The sequence below is a fragment of the Rickettsiales bacterium genome (genome assembly GCA_033762595.1).
GTDB lineage: Bacteria > Pseudomonadota > Alphaproteobacteria > Rickettsiales > UBA8987 > JANPLD01.
The window spans coordinates 1-21,379 of sequence record JANRLM010000070.1 but is presented as its reverse complement, the minus strand read 5'-3'; the positions used below and the strand labels follow the sequence as shown (position 1 = coordinate 21,379).

General features: G+C 34.3%; 17 protein-coding genes. 8 read left to right on the top strand and 9 right to left on the bottom strand.

All coding sequences use genetic code 11. The features are described 5' to 3' along the window. A partial coding sequence (locus tag SFT90_05140) for a hypothetical protein (GenBank protein ID MDX1949867.1) occupies positions 1-626 on the top strand: 626 nt, incomplete at its 5' end. After that, positions 610-1,716 (top strand): glycosyltransferase family 2 protein, encoded by a 1,107-nt coding sequence (locus tag SFT90_05135; GenBank protein ID MDX1949866.1) that lies wholly within the window; start codon positions 610-612, stop codon positions 1,714-1,716. The genes SFT90_05140 and SFT90_05135, both read left to right, overlap by 17 nt. A 231-nt stretch (positions 1,717-1,947) precedes the next feature. Here the strand turns inward: SFT90_05135 and SFT90_05130 are convergent, their stop codons facing one another. Continuing rightward, positions 1,948-3,180, bottom strand: coding sequence for a class I SAM-dependent methyltransferase (locus SFT90_05130; GenBank protein MDX1949865.1), 1,233 nt, complete (start codon positions 3,178-3,180; stop codon positions 1,948-1,950). A gap of 68 nt (positions 3,181-3,248) precedes the next feature. On the opposite strand from SFT90_05130, the gene SFT90_05125 reads away from it, so the two are divergent. Continuing rightward, positions 3,249-5,255 (top strand): acetyl/propionyl/methylcrotonyl-CoA carboxylase subunit alpha, encoded by a 2,007-nt coding sequence (locus tag SFT90_05125; GenBank protein MDX1949864.1) that lies wholly within the window; start codon positions 3,249-3,251, stop codon positions 5,253-5,255. Positions 5,256-5,421: 166 nt separating this feature from the next. Here the strand turns inward: SFT90_05125 and SFT90_05120 are convergent, their stop codons facing one another. Beyond that, positions 5,422-5,979 (bottom strand): glycine zipper 2TM domain-containing protein, encoded by a 558-nt coding sequence (locus SFT90_05120; GenBank protein ID MDX1949863.1) that lies wholly within the window; start codon positions 5,977-5,979, stop codon positions 5,422-5,424. Positions 5,980-6,213: 234 nt separating this feature from the next. Between SFT90_05120 and SFT90_05115 the strand changes: the two genes are divergently transcribed. Then, positions 6,214-7,527, top strand: a complete 1,314-nt coding sequence (locus tag SFT90_05115; protein MDX1949862.1) for a citrate synthase — start codon at positions 6,214-6,216, stop codon at positions 7,525-7,527. Between the two features lie 19 nt (positions 7,528-7,546). Here SFT90_05115 and SFT90_05110 read toward each other — a convergent pair whose 3' ends face one another. The 3 genes from SFT90_05110 to SFT90_05100 all read right to left on the bottom strand — a co-directional run bounded on the left by SFT90_05110 (position 7,547) and on the right by SFT90_05100 (position 11,467). Beyond that, complete coding sequence (locus SFT90_05110) at positions 7,547-7,909, bottom strand: hypothetical protein (protein ID MDX1949861.1); 363 nt, start codon at positions 7,907-7,909, stop codon at positions 7,547-7,549. Next, on the bottom strand, positions 7,884-9,293 hold the full coding sequence (locus tag SFT90_05105; protein MDX1949860.1) for a hypothetical protein: 1,410 nt from the start codon (positions 9,291-9,293) through the stop codon (positions 7,884-7,886). The genes SFT90_05110 and SFT90_05105 overlap by 26 nt, the downstream gene beginning before the upstream one ends. Before the next feature lie 824 nt (positions 9,294-10,117). Continuing rightward, positions 10,118-11,467: a hypothetical protein gene (locus tag SFT90_05100; GenBank protein ID MDX1949859.1), complete on the bottom strand. Its 1,350-nt coding sequence runs from the start codon at positions 11,465-11,467 to the stop codon at positions 10,118-10,120. A 152-nt stretch (positions 11,468-11,619) separates the two neighbouring features. Here SFT90_05100 and SFT90_05095 point away from each other — a divergent pair, with 152 nt between their 5' ends. The 4 genes from SFT90_05095 (at position 11,620) to flgH (ending at position 14,973) form a co-directional block, all read left to right on the top strand. After that, positions 11,620-12,345 (top strand): flagellar hook-basal body complex protein, encoded by a 726-nt coding sequence (locus SFT90_05095; GenBank protein ID MDX1949858.1) that lies wholly within the window; start codon positions 11,620-11,622, stop codon positions 12,343-12,345. Positions 12,346-12,379: 34 nt separating this feature from the next. Then, positions 12,380-13,171: a flagellar basal-body rod protein FlgG gene (gene flgG / locus SFT90_05090; protein MDX1949857.1), complete on the top strand. Its 792-nt coding sequence runs from the start codon at positions 12,380-12,382 to the stop codon at positions 13,169-13,171. Between the two features lie 220 nt (positions 13,172-13,391). Beyond that, entirely contained in the window at positions 13,392-14,207 is an 816-nt protein-coding gene (gene flgA, locus SFT90_05085) for a flagellar basal body P-ring formation chaperone FlgA (GenBank protein ID MDX1949856.1), read from the top strand. Between the two features lie 19 nt (positions 14,208-14,226). Next, positions 14,227-14,973 (top strand): flagellar basal body L-ring protein FlgH, encoded by a 747-nt coding sequence (gene flgH / locus SFT90_05080; GenBank protein MDX1949855.1) that lies wholly within the window; start codon positions 14,227-14,229, stop codon positions 14,971-14,973. Here the strand turns inward: flgH and SFT90_05075 are convergent. The 4 genes from SFT90_05075 to SFT90_05060 all read right to left on the bottom strand — a co-directional run. Further along, complete coding sequence (locus SFT90_05075) at positions 14,970-17,147, bottom strand: bifunctional (p)ppGpp synthetase/guanosine-3',5'-bis(diphosphate) 3'-pyrophosphohydrolase (protein ID MDX1949854.1); 2,178 nt, start codon at positions 17,145-17,147, stop codon at positions 14,970-14,972. The genes flgH and SFT90_05075 overlap by 4 nt on opposite strands. 73 nt (positions 17,148-17,220) lie before the next feature. Continuing rightward, positions 17,221-17,712 carry a flagellar assembly protein FliW gene (fliW, locus tag SFT90_05070; protein ID MDX1949853.1) on the bottom strand — a complete coding sequence of 164 codons (492 nt, stop codon included), beginning with the start codon at positions 17,710-17,712 and terminating at the stop codon, positions 17,221-17,223. Positions 17,713-17,769: 57 nt separating this feature from the next. Beyond that, positions 17,770-18,666 (bottom strand): hypothetical protein, encoded by an 897-nt coding sequence (locus tag SFT90_05065; protein ID MDX1949852.1) that lies wholly within the window; start codon positions 18,664-18,666, stop codon positions 17,770-17,772. A 12-nt stretch (positions 18,667-18,678) separates the two neighbouring features. Continuing rightward, positions 18,679-21,379 (bottom strand): flagellar basal body rod C-terminal domain-containing protein (locus tag SFT90_05060; GenBank protein ID MDX1949851.1); only part of this gene is annotated, 2,701 nt, incomplete at its 5' end.

Below are 21,379 nucleotides of genomic sequence, written 5' to 3'. Positions count from 1 at the left end.
GGTCCCCTAGCACTGGAGGAGCAATCTCTAATGTTGAGCTTGTGAAATCATTGCTTGGTAAGATACCTAAAAAACATTACATATCAGTAAATATTTCAGGATTGTATGATATAGGTAACACCCCTGCATTTGCTTGCACTCCTTGCAATGTTTCTCAAAATGGCGTAGAAAGGTTTGAAACGGCTGATTTACGCAGATTAGATAAACTTTTTAACCAATATATTGAAGGGGTTAGAAATACAGAAAAAAAGCTAAACTTGGCAAAAAATTATCTAAAAATGCATGACTTTAGAAAACCAGAGCATCAAATATATTTTTTTGCAAATAATGAAATATTCTTTTCAATCAAAAATAAAAATGATTTAAGCGTTCTAAGACAATATTTCGATCTGCTTAACAATATATTACCTGACGAAAGCAAATTAAATTTAACCCACGAAGGAAATTTTGGAATAATTGCTACTTCACCCGATAACGATGTGTTAAAATGCTTGCTTTCTGATAGAGGGGTTACGTTTAATGAAGATCCAAGAGTCACTATTAGGGCTAGTGCGGTAGAGAATTCGTTATTAGCACAAACCTTAAAAAATTTTAATAACTTAAAATGTAATGATGCAAAAAAATAAAATAGGAATATCAACAATTTCGCATCCTCCTTGCATACCTTATTTGCTTGCTCATCTAGAGGCTATAAAAGAAGCAATATCAAGAAGTGGTTTTGATGATATACCAGTATCACTTTTTGTATCACAAACAACAGAAGATCATGAGGAAACTATAAACTATATAGCCTCAAAGGTAGGGCTAAAAAACTTAAATACATCTTTTTTAAGAAGACCCTCGACAATTGGAGAATCAAGAAATTTATCAATAAAAAATATAACGAATGATACGGAGTGGGTTATAGTAACAGATTCAGATACAAAAATGCGCCCAGACTATATAATAAATCTAAATTCATATCTTGATGAATTCGATTTAGAGAATGTTGGTGCTTTATGTGGTACAGTTGGTATAATGAAGGCTACTCAGGTTGGATTATACGAAGCCTACATGGAAGCAAATGTGGTTGCAACTAGAGTACATGGGTGTACCACTGATGACTTTAACTTGATTTTTGGTAAGAATAGAAATCTACCAATAAAATCCGCAATAAATAATAATTCAAGTAGGGTTTTATCAAAATTTGCTGGAAACGAATGCGAAATGCTACAAGGCTATAACCATGTAATTTCTTATAAAACTTTTCAAGAGCGTGGCTACAACCCTAAATATGGAAGTGCAGAAGACAGGGAAATGATGGCTTACATAAGAAGCACTGGAAACAAAATTCTATTTGCACCTAAGTGCCAAATAGATCATGATTTTGATATTTCATTTGAGCAAATGATGAGACGCAAAACTGTTCATGGAAGATGGGCTCAACTTGTTCGAGAAGAATATGCTCAACACGGAGAAAATATTTTTGGAAAACCTGAAATTAGTCAATGGATGGAGGCTGACAAAATAGATGCCACACAATTTCCTTACGAAACAGCAGAAGGAAGAACTTATTTAACAGCTGCTAGAATAGCATACTCCTACGGAAATATGGAGACTGCAGCAAGGTTACATATGCACCACAACGGCAACCCGGACATATCATTGATACAATTTAATGACCACAGATCGGGAAATATTGTTAGTCCTAAAATAGTTACAGCTAGAGACTTATAATTTAACTACGCATACTCACCCTCCAAAATCCATCTTCTCAGAGATTCTTGAAACCTCGCCATTAAGATCTAGCACATAGTAAAGTTAGCTCTGCGAACAACCCTTTTTCTATCCCAAGAGAGAGTGTGTGTATGCAAACAGAGATGTTTTACCACCAGATACCTTTGGAGAAGAACACATTCCAGAGCATAAAAAAGGCAGTTGGTGGCGGTGGTAGCTATTTAACGCATATTAATTAATCCCCCAACAAAGAAATTTTAGGTAATTTGTTTTAGCAAGTTTAGGGTGGGGGGTGTGGTCTATATCGGCAGAGAAATCTGCGATTAATTCGCATTTAAGTTTTTTATATTCTAGATCTTTTGCCTCTCTCAAAATGACATTTTCTGCAACTTTTTTAAGCCTAGATTTTTCAGCGTGATGCGAACAAGAAGTTAATGCAAAATATTTTTTTTCATCACTTACATTTTGAAAATCAAATAAATTCAAACAACCTTGAACCAATTTCTCATAACCCTTCATTCCAGATTCAACATATTTTTTAGCCTTAATAAAAGCTGGGGGATCAGCAGAAATTATATCAAAAAATATTTCATCTTTTGGGTTATATTTATTCAAAAAATCAAATGCATCTTGCTTAATAAATTTGCACTTTTCCAAAATATTATTTTTCTTAGCGGAAATTTTTGCAAGCCCAAGAGCTAACTCTGAGCTATCAACCATAAAGATATTTTTTGCACCCCTAACGCCCGCTAAAACTCCAAAACCACCAGAATGAGAGAATAAATCCAAGAAGTTTTTATCATTCGCATAAGAAGTCAAAAAACCACGATTTCTTCTCTGATCATAAAACCAGCCGGTTTTCTGCCCCTCCTGCAAGTTAGCATAATAAAAAATTCCATTTTCTTGAATTTCAATAATTTCAGGAATTTCTCCAATAACAAATTTTTCCGCTTGCAGAAATTCTGATTTATCAGATGGATTAATCGAAATAATCAACCCTTTGGCTTGCGAAATTTCAGAAAGTGCATCAAGAAAAAACTGCTTCAATTTGAAGGCTCCCATAGTTGTAATTTCACAGGAGAGATAATCGCCATAAGAATCAACTATAAAACCGGGTAGAAAATCGGCTTCACCAAAAATTAAACGACAAAATTTTGTGTTAAAATTGCCTTGCTTTATAGAAAATTTTTCTCTTTTTTTAACAGCATTTTTAATTCTTGTTTTGAAGAAATCTTTATCAATTTTTTCTTGTGAATTTTGGTTTAATATCCTTATTGAAATTATTGATTTATAATTAAAATATCCAATACTCAAAAATTTCCCTTTGTTATCCAAAATCTTTACTAACTCGCCTGCCTCTAAAGTTTCAAGCATAGAGTTTTTAAGGATTTCCGAGTTATAAACCCAAGGAAATCCAGCTCGCACTTCATCACTTGCTTTTTTTGAAATATAGATTTCAATCATAAATTTCTAAATTTGCTTTTTTGAAATAATCATTATATTAAGCAAGTTTGAAAATTTAATATATAATTATGTTCAAGAAAATTCTTATTGCGAATCGTGGTGAAATTGCCCGCAGAATTATTAGAACTTGCAGAAAAATGGGCATTAAAACCGTTGCAGTTTATTCTGAAGCTGATGTTAATTCCCTCCATGTTTCTGAGGCTGATGAGGCGGTTTTCATTGGCCCTTCACCATCATCACAAAGCTATTTGAATATTGAAAATATAATTGATGCGGTGCTTCAAACCGGTGCTGATGCGGTTCACCCCGGTTATGGCTTCCTTTCAGAGCGTGCGGAATTTGCAGAAAGGCTTGCGAAAATCAATGTAAAATTCATTGGCCCTTTCCCTAAAGCTATTTCATATATGGGCGATAAGATTGAGGCCAAAAAACACGCTGAAGCAGCTGGCGTAAGCGTTGTTCCGGGCTTTAAGGGTGAAATTAAAGATGAAGTTGCAGCAGCAGAAATTGCTGAGAAAATTGGCTTCCCAGTTATGATGAAAGCCGCAGCTGGTGGTGGCGGAAAAGGTATGCGAATTGTTTATAAGAAGGAAGAAGTTCCGCAAGCCTTCAAATCAACCACTAATGAAGCTCGAAAAAGTTTTGGCGATGAGAGAATTTTCATTGAAAAATTTATTGAAAACCCAAGGCATATTGAAATTCAAATAATTGGCGATGAACACGGAAATGTTGTTTGTTTGGGCGAAAGAGAATGTTCAATTCAAAGGAATAACCAAAAAGTTATTGAGGAAGCACCATCACCAATTATGGACGATAAAACTCGTGCAGAAATGTATAGGCAATCTGTGGCGCTTGCAAAATTGGTAGGTTACGCAAATGCTGGAACGGTTGAATATATTATGGATCAAAACAAAAATTTCTATTTTTTAGAAATTAATACGAGGCTTCAAGTTGAACACCCTGTAACTGAGTTTGTAACTGGGCTTGACTTAGTTGAGCTGATGATAAAAATTGCCTCTGGTGAAAAATTGCCTTTCAAACAAAGTGATATAAAACTCTCTGGCTGGGCGATGGAAAGCCGAATTTATGCCGAAGACCCTTCAAGGGGCTTCCTGCCTTCAACTGGCAGAATCACTGAATATAAAGAGCCTGAAAAATCTGAAAATGTTCGCGTAGATAGCGGAATTTACGCAGGTGGTGAAGTTTCAATGTTCTATGATGCAATGGTTGCAAAACTTATTACTTATGGCAAAACAAGGCTGGAAGCTATAGATAGGCAGCAAACTGCACTATCAGAATATGTTGTTTCAGGAATTTCTAATAACATTGACTTCCTTGAAGCGATAATGGAACACCCAAGATTTAGGGAAGGCAGGCTATCAACTAAGTTCATCGCTGATGAGTATCCGCAAGGATTCTCTGGGGCGGTTCTTAATGAACATAAAACAAAAGTTATGCTTTGTGCAGGGCTTTTTATTTACTTAAAAGATGCTTTTAGAGCCGCAAGAATTTCAGGGCAAGTGCCGGGAAGAAGTCGTAAAATTCCTAATAGATGGGTAGTTGCTGTTGACGATCAAAAATTCAATATTTCTTATGAAAAGAAAGATGAAATTACCTATTTAATTGATTTTGAAAATCAAACTTTTGAAGTTCAAAGTGAGTTTGTTCTTGGTAGCAAACTTTGGCAAGGCGTGATTGATGGAGTTATCGCAAATGTGAGAATTGAACATATTGATGGCGGTTTTATCCTAACTCATATGGGTTCAAAATCTAAAGTTTCAGTTCGCACCCCTAGAATTGCAGAGCTTGAAAAATATCTACCTAAAGAAGATAAATCCTATCTTTCAAAAGATTTAATTGCACCAATTTCAGGTGCGATAGTTGATATTAAAGTGCAGGTTGGACAAGTTGTAAATCGTGGGCAAGATGTCGCAATTCTTGAAGCAATGAAAATGGAAAATATTTTATATGCTGATAGAGATGCAATTGTTGATCAAGTACTTGTAAAGAAAGGCGATAATGTATCTGTAAACCAAGTGCTAATAAAATATAAAGAAAGCGAGAAGAAGGATTAAAAAATGATTTTCACCCCTCACTTGTTGCGGGGTTAAACATGAAACTAGCTCAAAATTTGAACATTAGAAATGCTTTCAACCATTACCCCCGCAATAAATGCGGGGTGATAGTTTGTAGTTAAGCAGCTTAAAACTACCCTTAGTTAGCAATGCGCCATCAAAACACCTACCTAGCTATTAGCCTTGCTCTGTTATCATCGCTATATGCAACATATACTTTTTGCCCAACACCAAAAACTACATCCATACCCTGCACAACTGAGATTAACTTAGTTTTAGTATTTCCAGAATCAATACTATTTTTTACATTATCTGAAATGCCATTTCTACCAAGCCTGATATCATTTCTTCTGCCAGTTGTTGCACCTTCTTCAGAGGTAACTTTAACGATATATTCCATTGCTTTTGTTGTTGAAAGTGCATCTTGAATTAATGCACCAACAGCCGCACCAGCAACCGCACCACCTACACCACCTAGCGTAGAGCCTCTTCCCTTGCCAATTCCGCTACCAGCAACTGCACCGCCTACACCGCCAGCCAAACCACCAAGTGCGTTATCTTGAAGTCTTTCAGTCTCTTTAACTTGGACTTGCCTTGCTGAAACCACCTCACCTTCTACAACAACACCTATTGTATTATTTTGAGTGTAAACATTGCTATCCATATTTCTGTGGCAAGAAACTAGAAGTAAAGAACAAGCAAAAATTGTAAAAAGTTTTTTCATAATAAAAGATTAAGTTATAAGTTTATACATAGCAGAAATTTAAAAAAAATAAATTAAATTATTTTTTATTTATAGTCATTGTTAACTAAGGATAGATTTAAGATCCTTAACCAAAATAAGTAACACAAATACAACTGGAAAAAATTTAATTCCTTAAAAAAACTTAAAAATTATTTTCTTTCTAATTCTTTCTAATTCTTCAAAGTAGTTTGCTATAAACAAAATAAATTTTTTATGGCAGAGCAAATTGGAACCGCGACAATAAAATTTAATTTAACTGGTGAAAACCGCCCAGATGTTGAGCTTCCAGTATATAAAGGCACAACTGGCCCGCATGTGATTGATATTCGCAATCTTCATAAATCTGGTGGGGTTTTTACTCATGATCCGGGGTTTATTTCAACTTCGGCTTGTGAGTCAAAAATCACATATATAGATGGCGATGCGGGCATTTTAATGCATCGTGGATATGATATTAAAGATTTGGTAGAACATTGTGATTATCTAGAAGTTGTTTATCTGCTTTTTTATGGTGAACTGCCAAATGAAAAGCAAAAAGCTGAATTTGTGAACACAATTACACGCCATACGATGGTTCACGAACAGCTTCGCAATTTATATTCTGGCTTTCCAAGAAGGGCTCACCCTATGGCGATTTTAGTTGGTGCGGTTGCTTCACTTTCAGCGTTCTATCACGATTCTCTTGATATTAATGATCCAAAACAGCGTGAAGTTGCATCTATCCGTATGGTTTCTAAAATGCCAACTTTAACTGCAATGGCTTATAAATATTCAGTTGGGCAACCTTTTATGTATCCGCAAAATCACTTGAGTTATGCGGAAAACTTTTTGCATATGATGTTTGCCGTGCCTTGTGAGCAATATAAGGTTTCCTCTGTGTTTGCTAGGGCGATGGATAAATTGCTTATCCTTCACGCGGATCACGAACAAAACGCCTCAACCTCAACCGTTCGTTTGGCAAGTTCCTCACAAGCTAATCCATTTGCTTGCATTGGTGCGGGTATATCTTCACTTTGGGGGCCAGCTCATGGTGGTGCGAATGAAGCCGTTATTGAAATGCTTGATGAGATTGGCTCAGTTGATAAAATCCCTGAATTTATTAAAAAGGTTAAAGATAAAACTTCTGGAGTAAAACTAATGGGTTTTGGTCATAGGGTTTATAAAAATTATGATCCGAGAGCCTTAGTTATCAAAAAATATTGTGATGAAGTTTTGGCAGAAGTTGGGGATAAAAATAACAAGCAGTTACAAATTGCGAAGGAGCTTGAGAGGATTGCTCTGCAAGATGAATATTTTGTGTCTCGTAAATTATTCCCTAATGTGGATTTCTATTCAGGAATAATTTACAAAGCGATGGGAATTCCAACCCAAATATTCACTGGGCTTTTTGCATTAGCAAGAACTGCCGGTTGGGTTACGCAGTGGCAAGAAATGTATTCTGATCCTGATCACAAAATCGGTCGCCCAAGGCAGTTATATACTGGTGAAGTTAATCGCAAAGTTCTGCCGTTAGCAAGTAGGAAATAGCTTGAACTTTAATTTAGTTTTACTCAGATAGTTTTTGTAAATTTTCTTCCACAGCTTGTTCGATTTTTGACTCAAAATCTTGGTCGATTTTGTATGTATCTTTCATCTTTTGGATTATTTCTTCTGGTGGGTTTTCACCAGTGCCAGAGAATATAATTTCTCCAAAATCTTCTAGCTCAACTTGCTTTGTTCCATCAAGTGCAAGATATTCTTTTGCCTTGGAGGGAAACATATGAACATAAGCCCATAATTTTTCACCATTATTTTCACCTTTAACAAGTAAAATTATTTTATAAGCTTCATCACTTACTTGATAAGTGGCTTTTTCAGCTTCTATAATTTGCTCAAAAGTTTTATCATCTAGTTCGTTGGGTTTCTGCATTTGAGTTTGTTTTATATTTATCTTCAATTGCTTTGTAATATCTATTCTTAATGCCTGAATAAAAATCATCTGTCATTTTAGAAAGTTCTAATTTCATTAATACCTCGGAGAAAATTCCAATAGTAGCTCCAATCCCCCTAATGGTTGCAGAGACTAAATCACCCTTGGCATATTCCCAAACAGATTGCCCTAAAGATGGGTATTTAGATTCAATAGAAGTTTGAAAGGCATCCATGCCTGTTGTAACCATTCTTTTTTCTAGATTTTCTAGCTTTTTATTAATTCTTCCTTCTTCATTGCTCAAGCCAATTAGGGTTTTTGCCTTTTCCGTGATAATAGCAAAAGGCTTTCTAACCCAATCGTAATCCCATTTATTAACAAGTTCCTTTGGATTTCTTAGTGGTTCATAAAATTTCCAATATCTTGCGGCTTGCCCTAAAATGCCTCCCCTTAAAATTTTTAGAGGCTCTAGATTTGCTAAGCCAGAACCAACTAGCCCAGCTGACATACCAAGATAAAGAAGTGCCTTTATATCATCTGGAAATTCTTTGAAGTTCATAAGTTTGTGCCAAATTAGTGCATCCCCTTCTAACTCAGAGGCTCTTTTATAAACTTCTCTGCTTTTTGGTGATATTTTTTCAATGGTTTTTTCTAAAGCAAACGCATCTTTGAGGGTTTCTTCTATTGACTCAAAGGCAAGTTTATTTAATTTCGTAAGAAATTCTTCGTTTAATAGAGAGGTTTCATATGAGGCCGATTTTTGAAGTGAAGTAAACTTGTCTTTTGGATAAGAGTTTGCTAAATGATTTATTGCATCATCATCATTAAGTTGTTTTAATTGTTTATGGCTGAAAATATTTTTTATAAAAGAAATGAAGTCAGTATTGTTTTCTGAAAATTTTTCCTCAAATAGAAGAGTTTCATTAAGTAAAATTTCATCATATCTACAATTATACTGCTTATACATTTCTTGTATCTTACCGCTTATAATTAAAGTTCTATTAATTATTTTAAAAGTTTCAGCTATAATTGGATCTTTATTAAAATTTCTTTTATTTTGATTTTCTATCCAATCTTTAACCTCATTTTTTTCAAAGATATATTTTCGTTCTATATAACCATTGAATACAAAAGGAGTAACATCAATACCTCCGTTTTCTAATAAATAATCTTCGCAAAATTTGCGCAGTTTTACATGATATCTTTTTTTAAAGAGATTGAAAGCACATTCCTTTCTAAATTCTTCATCTTGAATAATTTTGAAGCTTAATTTTGCTAATTGTGAACTAGATATAATAGTATCATCTAAAAAGAGATTTTTTACAATGGAGTTGCTTTCGTGGTTTCTATTTTTTCCATTAACTAAATCCTGAACAATTATCAAGCCTGCACCTAATGCTGTTAATGCATCGCCCCAGTCAAAAGCTGCACCATCTGTAAGAGTGGGGATTAAACCTATCGCAGCATAACTGGTTAAAGTAAGAAAATCAGTTGCGTGTGCAACTGTAATTTTATTGGGGATTTTATCAAGATGCTTATTAATTCCGCTAGAAGCCCAGTCTAATGAACTACCAAGCGTATCAGCAAATTTATCTGTTAAGGTTAGGCCTTGAATAGATGTTTCTGTTGGCTTTAATGCATTAGTGTAGCTTATAGTCCTATTTTATAGGATTTTAATAATTTTCTAAAGAAAGTAAAGGTTTTGGGTACTTTATAGGTATAAAAAAGCCCCGCTGGTTTAGGGCGGGGCTGTAAGTTAAAATCTAAAGGTAATTTTATTTCTTACCTAAATAAACGGTTAATAATAAGAACAACAATGTATCAGTAATTGTCAGTTTTGCTGTAAAAACTGCAGGAAGGATAGTTACCAAAAGTGGTGATACTATCATGTGGAATATCGTTACGGTTATTATAGTGAGTAATCCAAGAAGTAGAACATCACCAAAATTTCTTAATGTCCAATCTTTGAAGTTTACCATATAAATTCTCCTATTTTAGTTCACAGGTTTGTTAAATTGCCTGTGTGAGATTATTGTATCATAAAAGAACATTTCCTCAAAGTGCTATGTTGCCATTATAACACTAAAATAGTTTAACATATTGATTTTTATGAATAAAAATTTGTTCAAATTTTAGTGGGTTTATTATTTAATACTGGCTTAAATTATATTCTGTTTTAATAATTGAGGTAAGGCAACACAAATATATTTATATTCTTCCCCTTGCAAAGTGAGGATTTGCTGGGATAGTAATATGTGTCTTACAAAGGGGAGATGGTATTCCTTTGTTTTTATAATTTTTTGGATTATGTATATTTGGAGTTCTAGTATTTACTCCTAAGTGATTATTATCATTGGTATTACTAGAGCCGATTATTTTATTATCTATACTTTTAGTATGTGGAATATGCATTTTATTAATACCTATGCTTTCAGTTAAGAAATCTCTAAATTCTTGGTTGCCTTTGGCGTAGATATAAAGATTACTATTTTCATTGGTTAGGGCTAACGCAATTGCATTAAATCCATTGGGTTGATTTTTTATTGATACTAAGGCTGCTTTTAACTTAAAGGTTGGGTCTTCAAATTTGTTATCCTCATAAATTGGTTTTTTATAAAAAAAATCACCAATTCTCTGAAATGTGTTTTTCTCTTTTATTACTGGGGTAAATATTTCACTATCAACAAATAAATTTCCACTTTTAAGATCTATTTTGAAGTCTGTTTTGCTTAGAAAATTATGCCTTCCTTCTTCCGTAACTTCAATAAATGGGTGCTTATTATAATCTCTAGAAAATTTAGATATTGCACTCTCTCTACTTTGCAAAACTAATTTTGCTTCCTCATGATTAGTTTGAGAGGCTATCAACGAATTGGTGTGTTTTATAAATTCTGCTAATGCCCATTCTTTGAAAAGTGGTCCATTTTTGTTGTTATTTATAAAGGCGGTAAAGTTAACCTCTTTTCCTTCATAGTTAAAAAGATAGCTTCCATTTTTAGAAAATCTTCCAGATTCAATTTGAGTTTTAATATAATCCAAGATGGGCAAGTTTGGTGATTTAACAAAGCCACTTAAATCTATCGGTTTACCATCACTGCCTTTTTCTAAGCCATAATAAGCTCTGGCAAGAATAGAGTTTGGATCTCCTTTTGCTGCTATATCTCCCAAAAGCCTTTTGATTTTAACTAATTCTTTATTGCCAGAATAGTTAGTGAGAGATTTGCTAAATATAGTTAAAAAATTTTCTAGCCTAGGCGTTGTATTGATTGGTTCGCCTCTATAATCATATATATTTCCATTGAAAACTGAAAATTTTAAATGCTGATTAGCTGAAAAAAAACTATTATAAATATGAATATTGTAATTTTGTGATAAAGCTAATGTATCAGTGTTAGAATTTAATCCATCGATTTTAATAGGCCCAGTTGAAATTTGCCTATTTATATCTGCGTAGGCGGTGGTGAAATAGTAAATAGATCCAATAAAAACTACACCTCCACTAACCCATTTAAGAAACTGAGGTATGCTCAATATAAATTTAGGTCCTTCAACAGGCATAAAACATCCGGCAAATTTTGTATTGTGATAATATCGCAACAAAAAGAAATTGCCACAATTATTTATGCAAAAATTGCCGATTTGGGGGTAAAAAATTGGCACGAAAAATGCTTTCTCTAATGTAAGTAAGAAAAATTTGCATTAAAAATTTTATGGAAGCTACAGTAATCGCATATGCAAGACAGAAAACCTTATTCAGCAGAATGGAAGTTCTAGCGAATAATGTCGCAAACTCCGATACATCTGGCTTCAAATCTGATTTAGCTGTTTATCTAAATGATAACAAGGTAATAAATGGTAAAGCTAATCCCGTGCCTAAAATGATTATTCAACCTGATTTATCTGCTGGTTCATTTAAGTCAACTGGTAGGCCGTTAGATGTTGCTATTCAAGGCGATGGATATTTTCAGCTAGAAACACCTGCTGGAACAAGATTCACAAAATCTGGCTCTTTTACAATTAATGATCAAGGACAACTTTCAACTCAACAGGGATACATTTTGCAGGGTGATGCTGGTGCAATAACGCTCGAGCCAGACGATCAAGAAATAAGAATTGATAGAAATGGTGAGGTTACAGTTAAAAATAATGGTCTTTCCGCCATTCGTGGTCAAATTGGCGTGGTAACTTTTCAAAATCCAAGTTCACTTGTTAAAGTTGGAAATAACAATTTTTCATCTTCTGAAGCACCTGAGCAGTTGACAATTGATCAATATGAAATTGCACAGGGTGTAGTTGAGCAATCAAATGTTCAGTCAGTTAAGCAAATTACTGAATTGATTGATGTTTCAAGAGGTGTTCAGCAATTAGCAAAAATAATTGATACACAATATCAGCTAGAAAGAAATGCTGTATCAAGAATTGCTGGTTCTAATTAGGGTTATTATTAAGTAAATTTTTATAAAGTAATTTATGTTTAGAGCAGCACAAATAGCAGCAACGGGAATGTCAGCACAGCAGACAAATGTTGAGGTAATCTCTAACAATGTCGCGAATTTGAATACTACAGGTTATAAGGCAAATATTGCCGATTTTCAGGATTTGCTGTATCAAAATCTAAATCGTGGTGCAGGTGTGCAATCAACCGTGGGAGGAAATATTCCACCATATAACAGCCAAATTGGTTTGGGTGTAAAAACGGTTGGGGTTCTTAGAAACCTAGAGCAAGGGCCACTTCTTCAAACTAGGAATACTTTTGATGTTGCAATTCAGGGCAGGGGGCATTTTCAAGTTACAGATGCAGAGGGAAATATTTTCTTCACTCGTTCGGGCAGGCTTTCAATTAATAACCAAGGTATTTTGGTAAATGCACAAGGCTTTGTTGTTGAGCCTGCAATTACAATTCCAGATAATGCTACAGAAATAACCATCAACCCTCAAGGTGAGGTTTTTGCACTAATACCAGGTAATTTGCAGCCACAAAATTTAGGCAGGCTTGCTTTGGTTTCTTTTATGAATGATGGAGGTTTGAAATCTGTGGGAAATAACTTACTCCAAGAGAGCTTTGCGTCTGGAACACCATTACTTGGAAACCCGGGGTTAAATGGTTTGGGAACTTTAGAGCAGGGCTTTGTAGAAAATTCAAATGTTGATGCCGTGCGAGAAATTACAACTTTAATTCAGGCTCAAAGAGCCTATGAGCTGAACTCAAGAATAATTTCTGCAACTGATGAAATGTTATCTAATATTAATAATATAAGGTAATAAAAATGGTTTTTTCTAAGAATGGATTTTTGAACCTTAATTGCAAATGTCACCCCGTGCTTGTCACGGGGTTAACCATAGAAATTAAATTTAAGACTATGTTTTGTGCGTGTTTTATAATTAACCCCGCAATAAATGCGGGGTGACACTTGATGTTTAAAGAGCTAAACCTTTGGGGGGTTTATGATAAATCATAATAAAATTAAAACAGGGAATTTGAATGAAGAAGCACTTATTAAAATCATTTTTATTTCTAGCGTTAGCCTTTGTAGCTTTTGGCAATATTTTAGCCTCTGATAATATTGAAGTTAAATTGGAGGGTAATTCAGAATATTTTTCAATAAAAGAATTATCCAAAAAAACTTCAGAGATTATCTCAGCTAACCTAGAAAATAAATTATATGGTGTTAAATATGGCTATATTACAAGGGAAGGAACGCCTAGAAATTTTACCTTTGAGGAGGTTGAAAAATCAGGTATTGATGAAAAATTCAAAATTTCTAAGTTTAATATTAATAGAGAATTTAGAGAGTTTGAAATTGTTTTGTCACCTGAATCTGAAAAATATTTCCTCTCTGCAAAAGGTAAATTTACTGAAAGTAAAAAAGTAATAGTTGCTGGTGATTTAATTAAAAAAGGTGAGGCTATTACTCAAGAAAAACTATCTATAAGCTATGTTCCAGAGGAGAAATTTATCTATAAAGCTCTTAATGAATATGATTCTTTAATCGGTAAAATTGCTACAAAAAATATTAATTTAGGAATGCAAATTACTGAAAATGATATTGAAAACCCCATAATTATTAAAAAAGGTAAAGCCGTTTTAGCGATTTTCAAAATTAAAAATATGGAAGTAAAAGTTACCGCAATGGCACTTTCAGATGGTAGGCAAGGGGAAATTATAAGGTTAAAAAATATTGAAAGTGGTAAGGAATTTACCGCGATGGTTGATAAGCCAAATGTTGTTATCGCAAATTTTAACTCTAATTCTCAATCTATTGCTGATAATGGAGTTAGGAAAATGTTAACGAATTAGGTTTTAGAATTTTATAAAAATGAAAAAAAAGAAAATTAACATATTATTGCTTTCGCTATTGTTAAGTTCATGCTCAACCTCTCAGCTTGATAGGCTTGAATGGCTAGGAAAAAAACCACCAATGTCAGAGCAAAAGGTTCAAAACCCTACATTTCAATGGCCGGCTGAATTGCCAAAATATACTAAGCCAGCATCTTCAAATTCATTGTGGGACGGGAACTCAAAAACTTTCTTCAAAGATCAGCGTGCAGGAAAAGTTGGCGACATAGTAACCGTTAGAGTTGCAGTGCAAGATAGAGCCCAAGTTAATAACAGAACAGAGCGTAGAAGAACTGAGAATGATAATGTTAGAGTTCCTGAAGTTTTTGGCTTGCAAGGTAAGCTAGCTGGTTTAACTAAGGTTGTTTCTGGTTCAAAAGGCAATCCAGCTAATTTGTTTGATCAAGAAACCGTTCTGAATAATAGGGGTGAAGGTATTATAAATAGAACGGAGAATATAAACACAGTTATTGCAGCTGTAATTACAAAAGTTTTGCCGAATGGAAATTTTGCAATTTATGGCAGTCAAGAAGTCAGAATTAATTATGAATTAAGGCAACTAACCGTTAAAGGTGTTATTAGGCCTGAAGATATTACACCTAATAATGAAGTTTCTCTACAGCAAATTGCAGAGGCTAGAATTTCATATGGTGGTGCAGGCGTAATTGATGATATCCAACAGCCAAGAATTGGCAACCAAGTTGCAGATATTTTATCACCTTTCTAGGTTTTCTTCTGAGTGTCTCTGTTTCTTTTAACTGATGAAGTATATTCTGAGGTTCTGAGTTGTTGTTCAACTTTTCTAAGGTGCTGAACATCTTTAACTTCTAAATCCATAGTGATTTTGCAGAAATCCCTGCCTTTGCCTTTGATGCGAACATTATAAATATTTGCATCAGCTTTAGCACATAAATTCGCAAGCTCTGCCAAAACCCCAGGTTTATTAAGGCAAGTTACATCTACACGAGAGAGATATTTTCCACTATTTGATTCATCGTCCCATTTCAAATCAATCCATCTGTCAGGTTGATCAACATATTGCTCAAGCTCAGTGCAATCAGCGGCATGGATTGCAATTCCGCCAACTGGTAGCTGAATACCAACAATCTTTTCACCGGGTAATGGGTTACAACAGCTCGCATAAGTAACGGAAACGCCCGAAGTTAAACCCTTAAGCGGTATTTCATTATCAATAGTTTCAAATGCTCCGCTTTCATCTTTTTGACGGCTTGCAAGCTGGTTATTATCAGGGAATAATTCTCTGATAATTTCAATTCTAGCAATCATACCCTCACCGATTGCAGAGTATAATTCTTGCGGAGTTTTTCTTCTAAATTTATCAAGAAGAGGCAGGATTTTTTGCTCATCAAGTTCAGAATTATTCTGCAAGAAAATTTGATTCACTATTGATTTTCCAAGCACAGAATATTCGCCCATTTTTTTATTACGAATGAATTTTCTTATTTCAGATTTGGCCTTTGCGGTTTTTGCAAAGCCCTCCCAAGATTGCTGGATTGCAGTAACTTTTGATTGTAAAATTTCAATCTGATCGCCATTTTTAAGTTTTGTTCTAAGTGGCACAAGCCTTCCATTTACTTTTGCACCAACGCAAGTTCTGCCAACTCCAGAATGCACAGCAAATGCGAAATCTAATGCGGTTGCACCTTTTGGCAGAACGAATAAATCCCCCTTTGGTGTGAAGCAGAAAACATCTTCATTATACATTTCTAGCTTGGTGTTTTCCAAGATTTCATCAGGATCAGAGGCATTTTCAAGAATTTCTAATAATTGCCTAATCCAGCGAAATTGAGTGCCATCAACGCCGTAATTAACATTTTGTTTATAGCTCCAATGTGCAGCAACACCATATTCCGCCACTTGATGCATTTCTTTAGTTCTAATCTGAACTTCAATTCTTTGGTTATCATCACCCATTACAACGGTGTGAATTGATTGATAATTATTTGCTTTTGGAGTAGAAATATAATCATCAAAATAACTAGGCACAACGCGGTAATTTGTGTGAATTATGCCTAGTGCTTTATAGCATTCTTCAACAGAATTGCAGATGATTCTAAAAGCGATAATATCCGTGATATGCTCAAAGCCGAATTTCTTTTTTTGCATTTTTTGCCAGATGGAGTAGGGCATTTTTTCACGCCCTGAAACCTCAGCCTTAATGCCATTTTTTTCTAAATTACCCTTAAGGCTTTCTATTGTGCGGGGGATTATATTTTTATCTTGTGAGCGAAGATATTGCAACCTACTTATTACCGAATTGTATGCATCAAAATTTAGCTCTCTAAAAGATAAATCTTGAAGTTCCATTTTAATTTTATGAACGCCTATTCTTTCAGCAAGTTGGGCGTAAATATCCATCGTTTCTTTAGCAATTCTCAAGCGTTTTTCAGGCTTTGCAATAAAATTTAGCGTTCGCATATTATGCAACCTATCTGCGAGTTTTACTAGCAGAACCCTTATATCTTCTGAGATTGCGATTAATAATTTTCTAAAATTTTCAGCGTTTTTTTCATTTTCAGTTTTGAAATTAATTTTGTCTAGCTTTGTAACGCCATCAACAAGATGTGCAATTTCTGAACCAAATTCTTGTTTTATAATATCTAAAGTGGCATCAGTATCTTCAACAGTATCGTGCAAAAGTGCTGTTACCACTGAGCCAGTATCTAGGTGTAAATCCGCGACGATTTCCGCCACTGCAATCGGGTGATGATAATATGGGTCGCCAGATGCACGAAGTTGAGAGCCGTGATATTCAATCGCAAAATCAATAGCTTTTTTAACAAATTTGCGGTTAAAATCTGGGTTGTAAGATTCAATCTTTTTAAGAAGATTATCGCCAGCGTATGCGGTTTTGCTATGTTCCTGCGGTGTGGTATCCATTCTAAATAATATAATTCTTAATTTTATAAGAATTAATTATATCAAAACGCAAGTGTAAAGTATATTTGAAAAATTATATCTTATGCTTGATTGAATATTTTGCGTTAGTGAAAACATACTGCACAGCAACTTGATTTTGTGTATCAATTATTATCGGGGCTTTTGCGTTGATAAAAACATCATAATTGCCATCAGATTTTTTAGTTGAGCTAGAAATAAACAAAACAGCGGTATTTTCTTCTGATAAATCAAGGGATTTAATGCATTCCTGCATATCTTTTGAATCAATTATGTTGTTTTTTAGTGGGCTAGGAAGAACTGGCAAAGCGAGGTTTGCATCTTCAACGCATTGCAAAACTTTGAAATTTTCAAGCCCTTGCTTGTTGAAATTAACTAAGGCAAAATGTATATCTGGCTTAAAGCCAAGTATGCCACGGGGGAAATAAATAGCTTTAGAGGTATCAATTTGATATTCGCCAAACCTGCCCTGAACTGAGATAATACCTTCCGTTCCTAGTTCATTGTAAGAATTTTGTTTTTCAGTATTTTCCATTAATGACAACATTTTAACCTATATTTTGATTATAAAATTTTAATCTAACAAAAGCAATTAGAGTTTTACCTATAAAAAACTTGATAAATTGAGCTGGCTTATTTTTGAAAAATTCAAATAAGAAGCCTGCAAAGTAGCAGTTAATTGAGAAGTTTTAGTTGTTAGTTCAATTATATCTGGAGAGTTTTTCTCATCAAATTTAATTTCAAAAGTTGCTTTGGCTCTGGTATGAAACTCCTGCATTTGTTCTAAAACCTTAGTGTTATTGCCAATACTTGCCCTTAAAGAGATTAACTCATCTATAGCATTTTCTAACTCAGTTCCAGCTTGGTCATAATTTGCACCTTCACCTGAGGCTTCAGTTGCTTTTGCTCTATTAATAGAAGCGATTAAATTCTTGAAGGCTGGGTTTGAAGCCGTAACGCCATAATCAACTTCTAAAGTTACTGAAGCTGAAACTTTGGAAATAAAATCATCACCATTATAATAATTTGATGTATTTTGTCCGTTTAGAATATTAGTTGAATTCTTTAAGTCATTTACTGGCTCAACATCTGATTTAGCACCCGAGAAAACAAAGGCAGCCCCATCTTTTTCATTAAGCGAACCCCTTATTCTATCCAGTGTAGAGTTTGCTTCTTGCGTTAAATTAAAAACTGATGAGTTAGTTGAAGTTGCTTCTAATCCGAGAGATTTTCTGAAGTTTATAGCAGTGTTCACAATATCATCAACGGCTCTATACATTGTATCAAGCCTTCTTAAAACTTGATCAATACTACTTATAAATCTATCACTTCTTTCAATGGAAGATTTGAAACCCTCAATAACGCTGATATTTGAGCCTAGCTCTTTATATGTTGAAGCAATACTATCTGCACCAATTTTAGCTTGGTTAGAAAATAAATCATTTTGCAATCTTTTAATATCCGAAATTGATTGATTATATAATTGTATGGTACTTGGCATAAATTATAATTTTTAAGTTGTTAACGCACTTTCAAGAGATTGAAATAATTCTCTTATTATTGAAACTACCCTAGCAGATGCACTATAAGCGGTTTGATATCTAATAGTGCTTGCGATTTCTTGGTCTAAATTTACCCCTGATACTGCACCTAATTTTTGTTGAATTGTGCTATCAAGTAATTGTTCTTTTTCAAAATCTGATTCTGCTTTATTTGCTAAAACACCTGCAAAGCTGTATATCTCAGAAGCGTAACTGCCAATTGTAGTTCTTAACCTAGGCAAAGTGCCTGCAGATTCAAAAACTAAGTTTTCATCTTGAATTTTAACTATATCTCTAAGGGCATCGCCATTGCCTGCACCTAATTCATATGTATAAACAGCATTTAAGCCATTTTGAGATGATCTAACGGCTTTTCCTGATGCGATAAGAGATGGGGTTTTGCTAATATCATCTCTAACTTTTATATTGAGTGATGAATTTTCTTGCTTGCCACCAAAAGAGAAAAAATTATTCATTCCAAAAAAGTGCGACATACCATAATTAGTTGCGGTTGAAGCAGGGTCTGCTGCACCGAAAACCCCTCTTTCTTTGCTGTCTAATTGGTCTATGGAAAATCTAATAGTATCATTCGCTGTTTGAAGTCTAAAAAATCCGTCTATATCATTTCTATTAATTTCATCGCCATTTGCATTTACTATAGATGCATTTAAGAAAGGGTTGTTACTTGTTGCATTTATAACTGAGCCATCGCCTGTGCCAGAAACTGAAATTGCAGCAAATCTTTTATTAAGTGTTGAGCCGGTTTCTGGGTCTGGAACTCTAAGTTGGAAAGTAACAACTTCATCATATTCTACGCCATTTCCATCAGTTACTTTTATAGTTGCTGAAATTGTGAATGTTTCATCTTGTTCAAGTCCAAGACCTGTTAAGCTGATGGTAAGGCTATCATCATTAACCCCGTTTCTATCTGTTCTAGTTCTTTCACCTGCCTTTTGAGTAAATTCATTAAATGTTACCGCAGAAGCAGCACCGCCATTTATTGATATTGAAGATACATCAAATTTTATATCTTTGCCGTCAGTTGCCAAATTTGAAAAATCAAAATCAAAAGTGAAATCTCCACTTGCATTAGCACCGCCGGAGAGGTTTGCACCACTTGCTGTTGCACCTGTTGCTGTGCCAGCAGAAATTGTAATACCATTTCCAGTAACCCCAGAAAGTCTTGCTTTAATATTTAGCTGGTTATTAGAGTTAGAGTATTCTCCAGCTTGAATTGATGAGTTTGCAGAGTTTGATAGAAAATCTGTTAAATTATTCATGGTTTCACCAAGATTTGCACCAATTAAAACTTGGTTTCCAGAAGGTGATGAGCTAACAAAGGTTATCGTTACGCCATTTATTAAAATATTTTCTCCATTAAGTGGGTTTGAAGCGAAAGCTATATTGCCAGAAGCTTTAACAGAAGTAATATTTTCAGATACACCAGCGATTTTTATATCTCTTGCAGGGCCTATATTTATGGTTTGGTTAAATTGTGTGCCGTAATAATTATTTATTTCATCGATAATAGATTGAACTGATGCAATGCCTTTTCCATCGCCTGTGCCATTAAATTCATTCATATCAATGGTTAGCGGAATCATTGGGTCGCCGTATCTATTTGTCAAAGGCTCACCATTGACATCAAGAAGGGTAATCCTAAATTTTCCATCAAAATAAAAAGCATCTGATAATTTTACGCTTGATGCACCAGTTAGCGATGCTGGAGGTGGGAAGGAAGTTCCGCTATTATGAGCCTCATTAAACCTTTCAGCAAAAGTGAAAGTAAATTCATCTAATTGAGAGAGGATATTTGGTAAATCATTATCCCTAATTTTTATAAGTGCAGAAATTTTTCCATCTCCAAAATTATTTATTTTTTCATCATCATTAGAGGCTGAAAGCAAAGTTTCTATTTTTGAAGTTCTGTTGCCGTTTTCATCAAGAGCTATAGCTTCAATTCTTTCAAGGGTTGCACCATTAACAAAATCATCAACTGAGCCAGCCCTATTATAAACAATTTCATATCTTTGGTTTAAGCCTAGAATCTCAGTGTTTTTGAAAGATACTAGCACTTGTCCGAATTCGTTAAAATCTAAATTGGCAGCAGAAATTTTTTGAAGTTTAAGTATTTCGCTATCCCTTGCATCAAGTAATGAATTATTACTTCCATCAGCTAATGAATTTTGTCTTAGAGCTTTATTTATATCTGATAAATTCCTTAGGATTAAATTAAGCTCAGTTATGGAATTAGAAATATCTTGATCAGCGTTATATCTCTCCCTCTGAATATTTAAGGAAACCGAAGAAATTGTATTAGTAAAATCTATTCCCGCGGTTGAAACTAAATTTGCTTTTACCGCACTTGATGTTTCATTTGATAAATCTTCAAGCCTGCCAAAAAATGAGCTTAATGTTGAACCAATTGTAAAGCTGGAATTTGGATTGCCAAAAGTAAATTGTTGCAATCTATCTTGAAAAGAATTTAGTGTTTCTGCACCTGATAATTTGGCGGTTTGAAGCCTTGAAGCATTTACAAGAAAGCTATCAACTGCTCTTCTAACTTCTGGTGAGCTTACACCCAAAACTACACCATTTGAAATTTTGGTAACTTGCGTAATTTCTTTTCTGCTATAGCCAATAGTGTTAACGTTTGAAATATTATCAGAAACC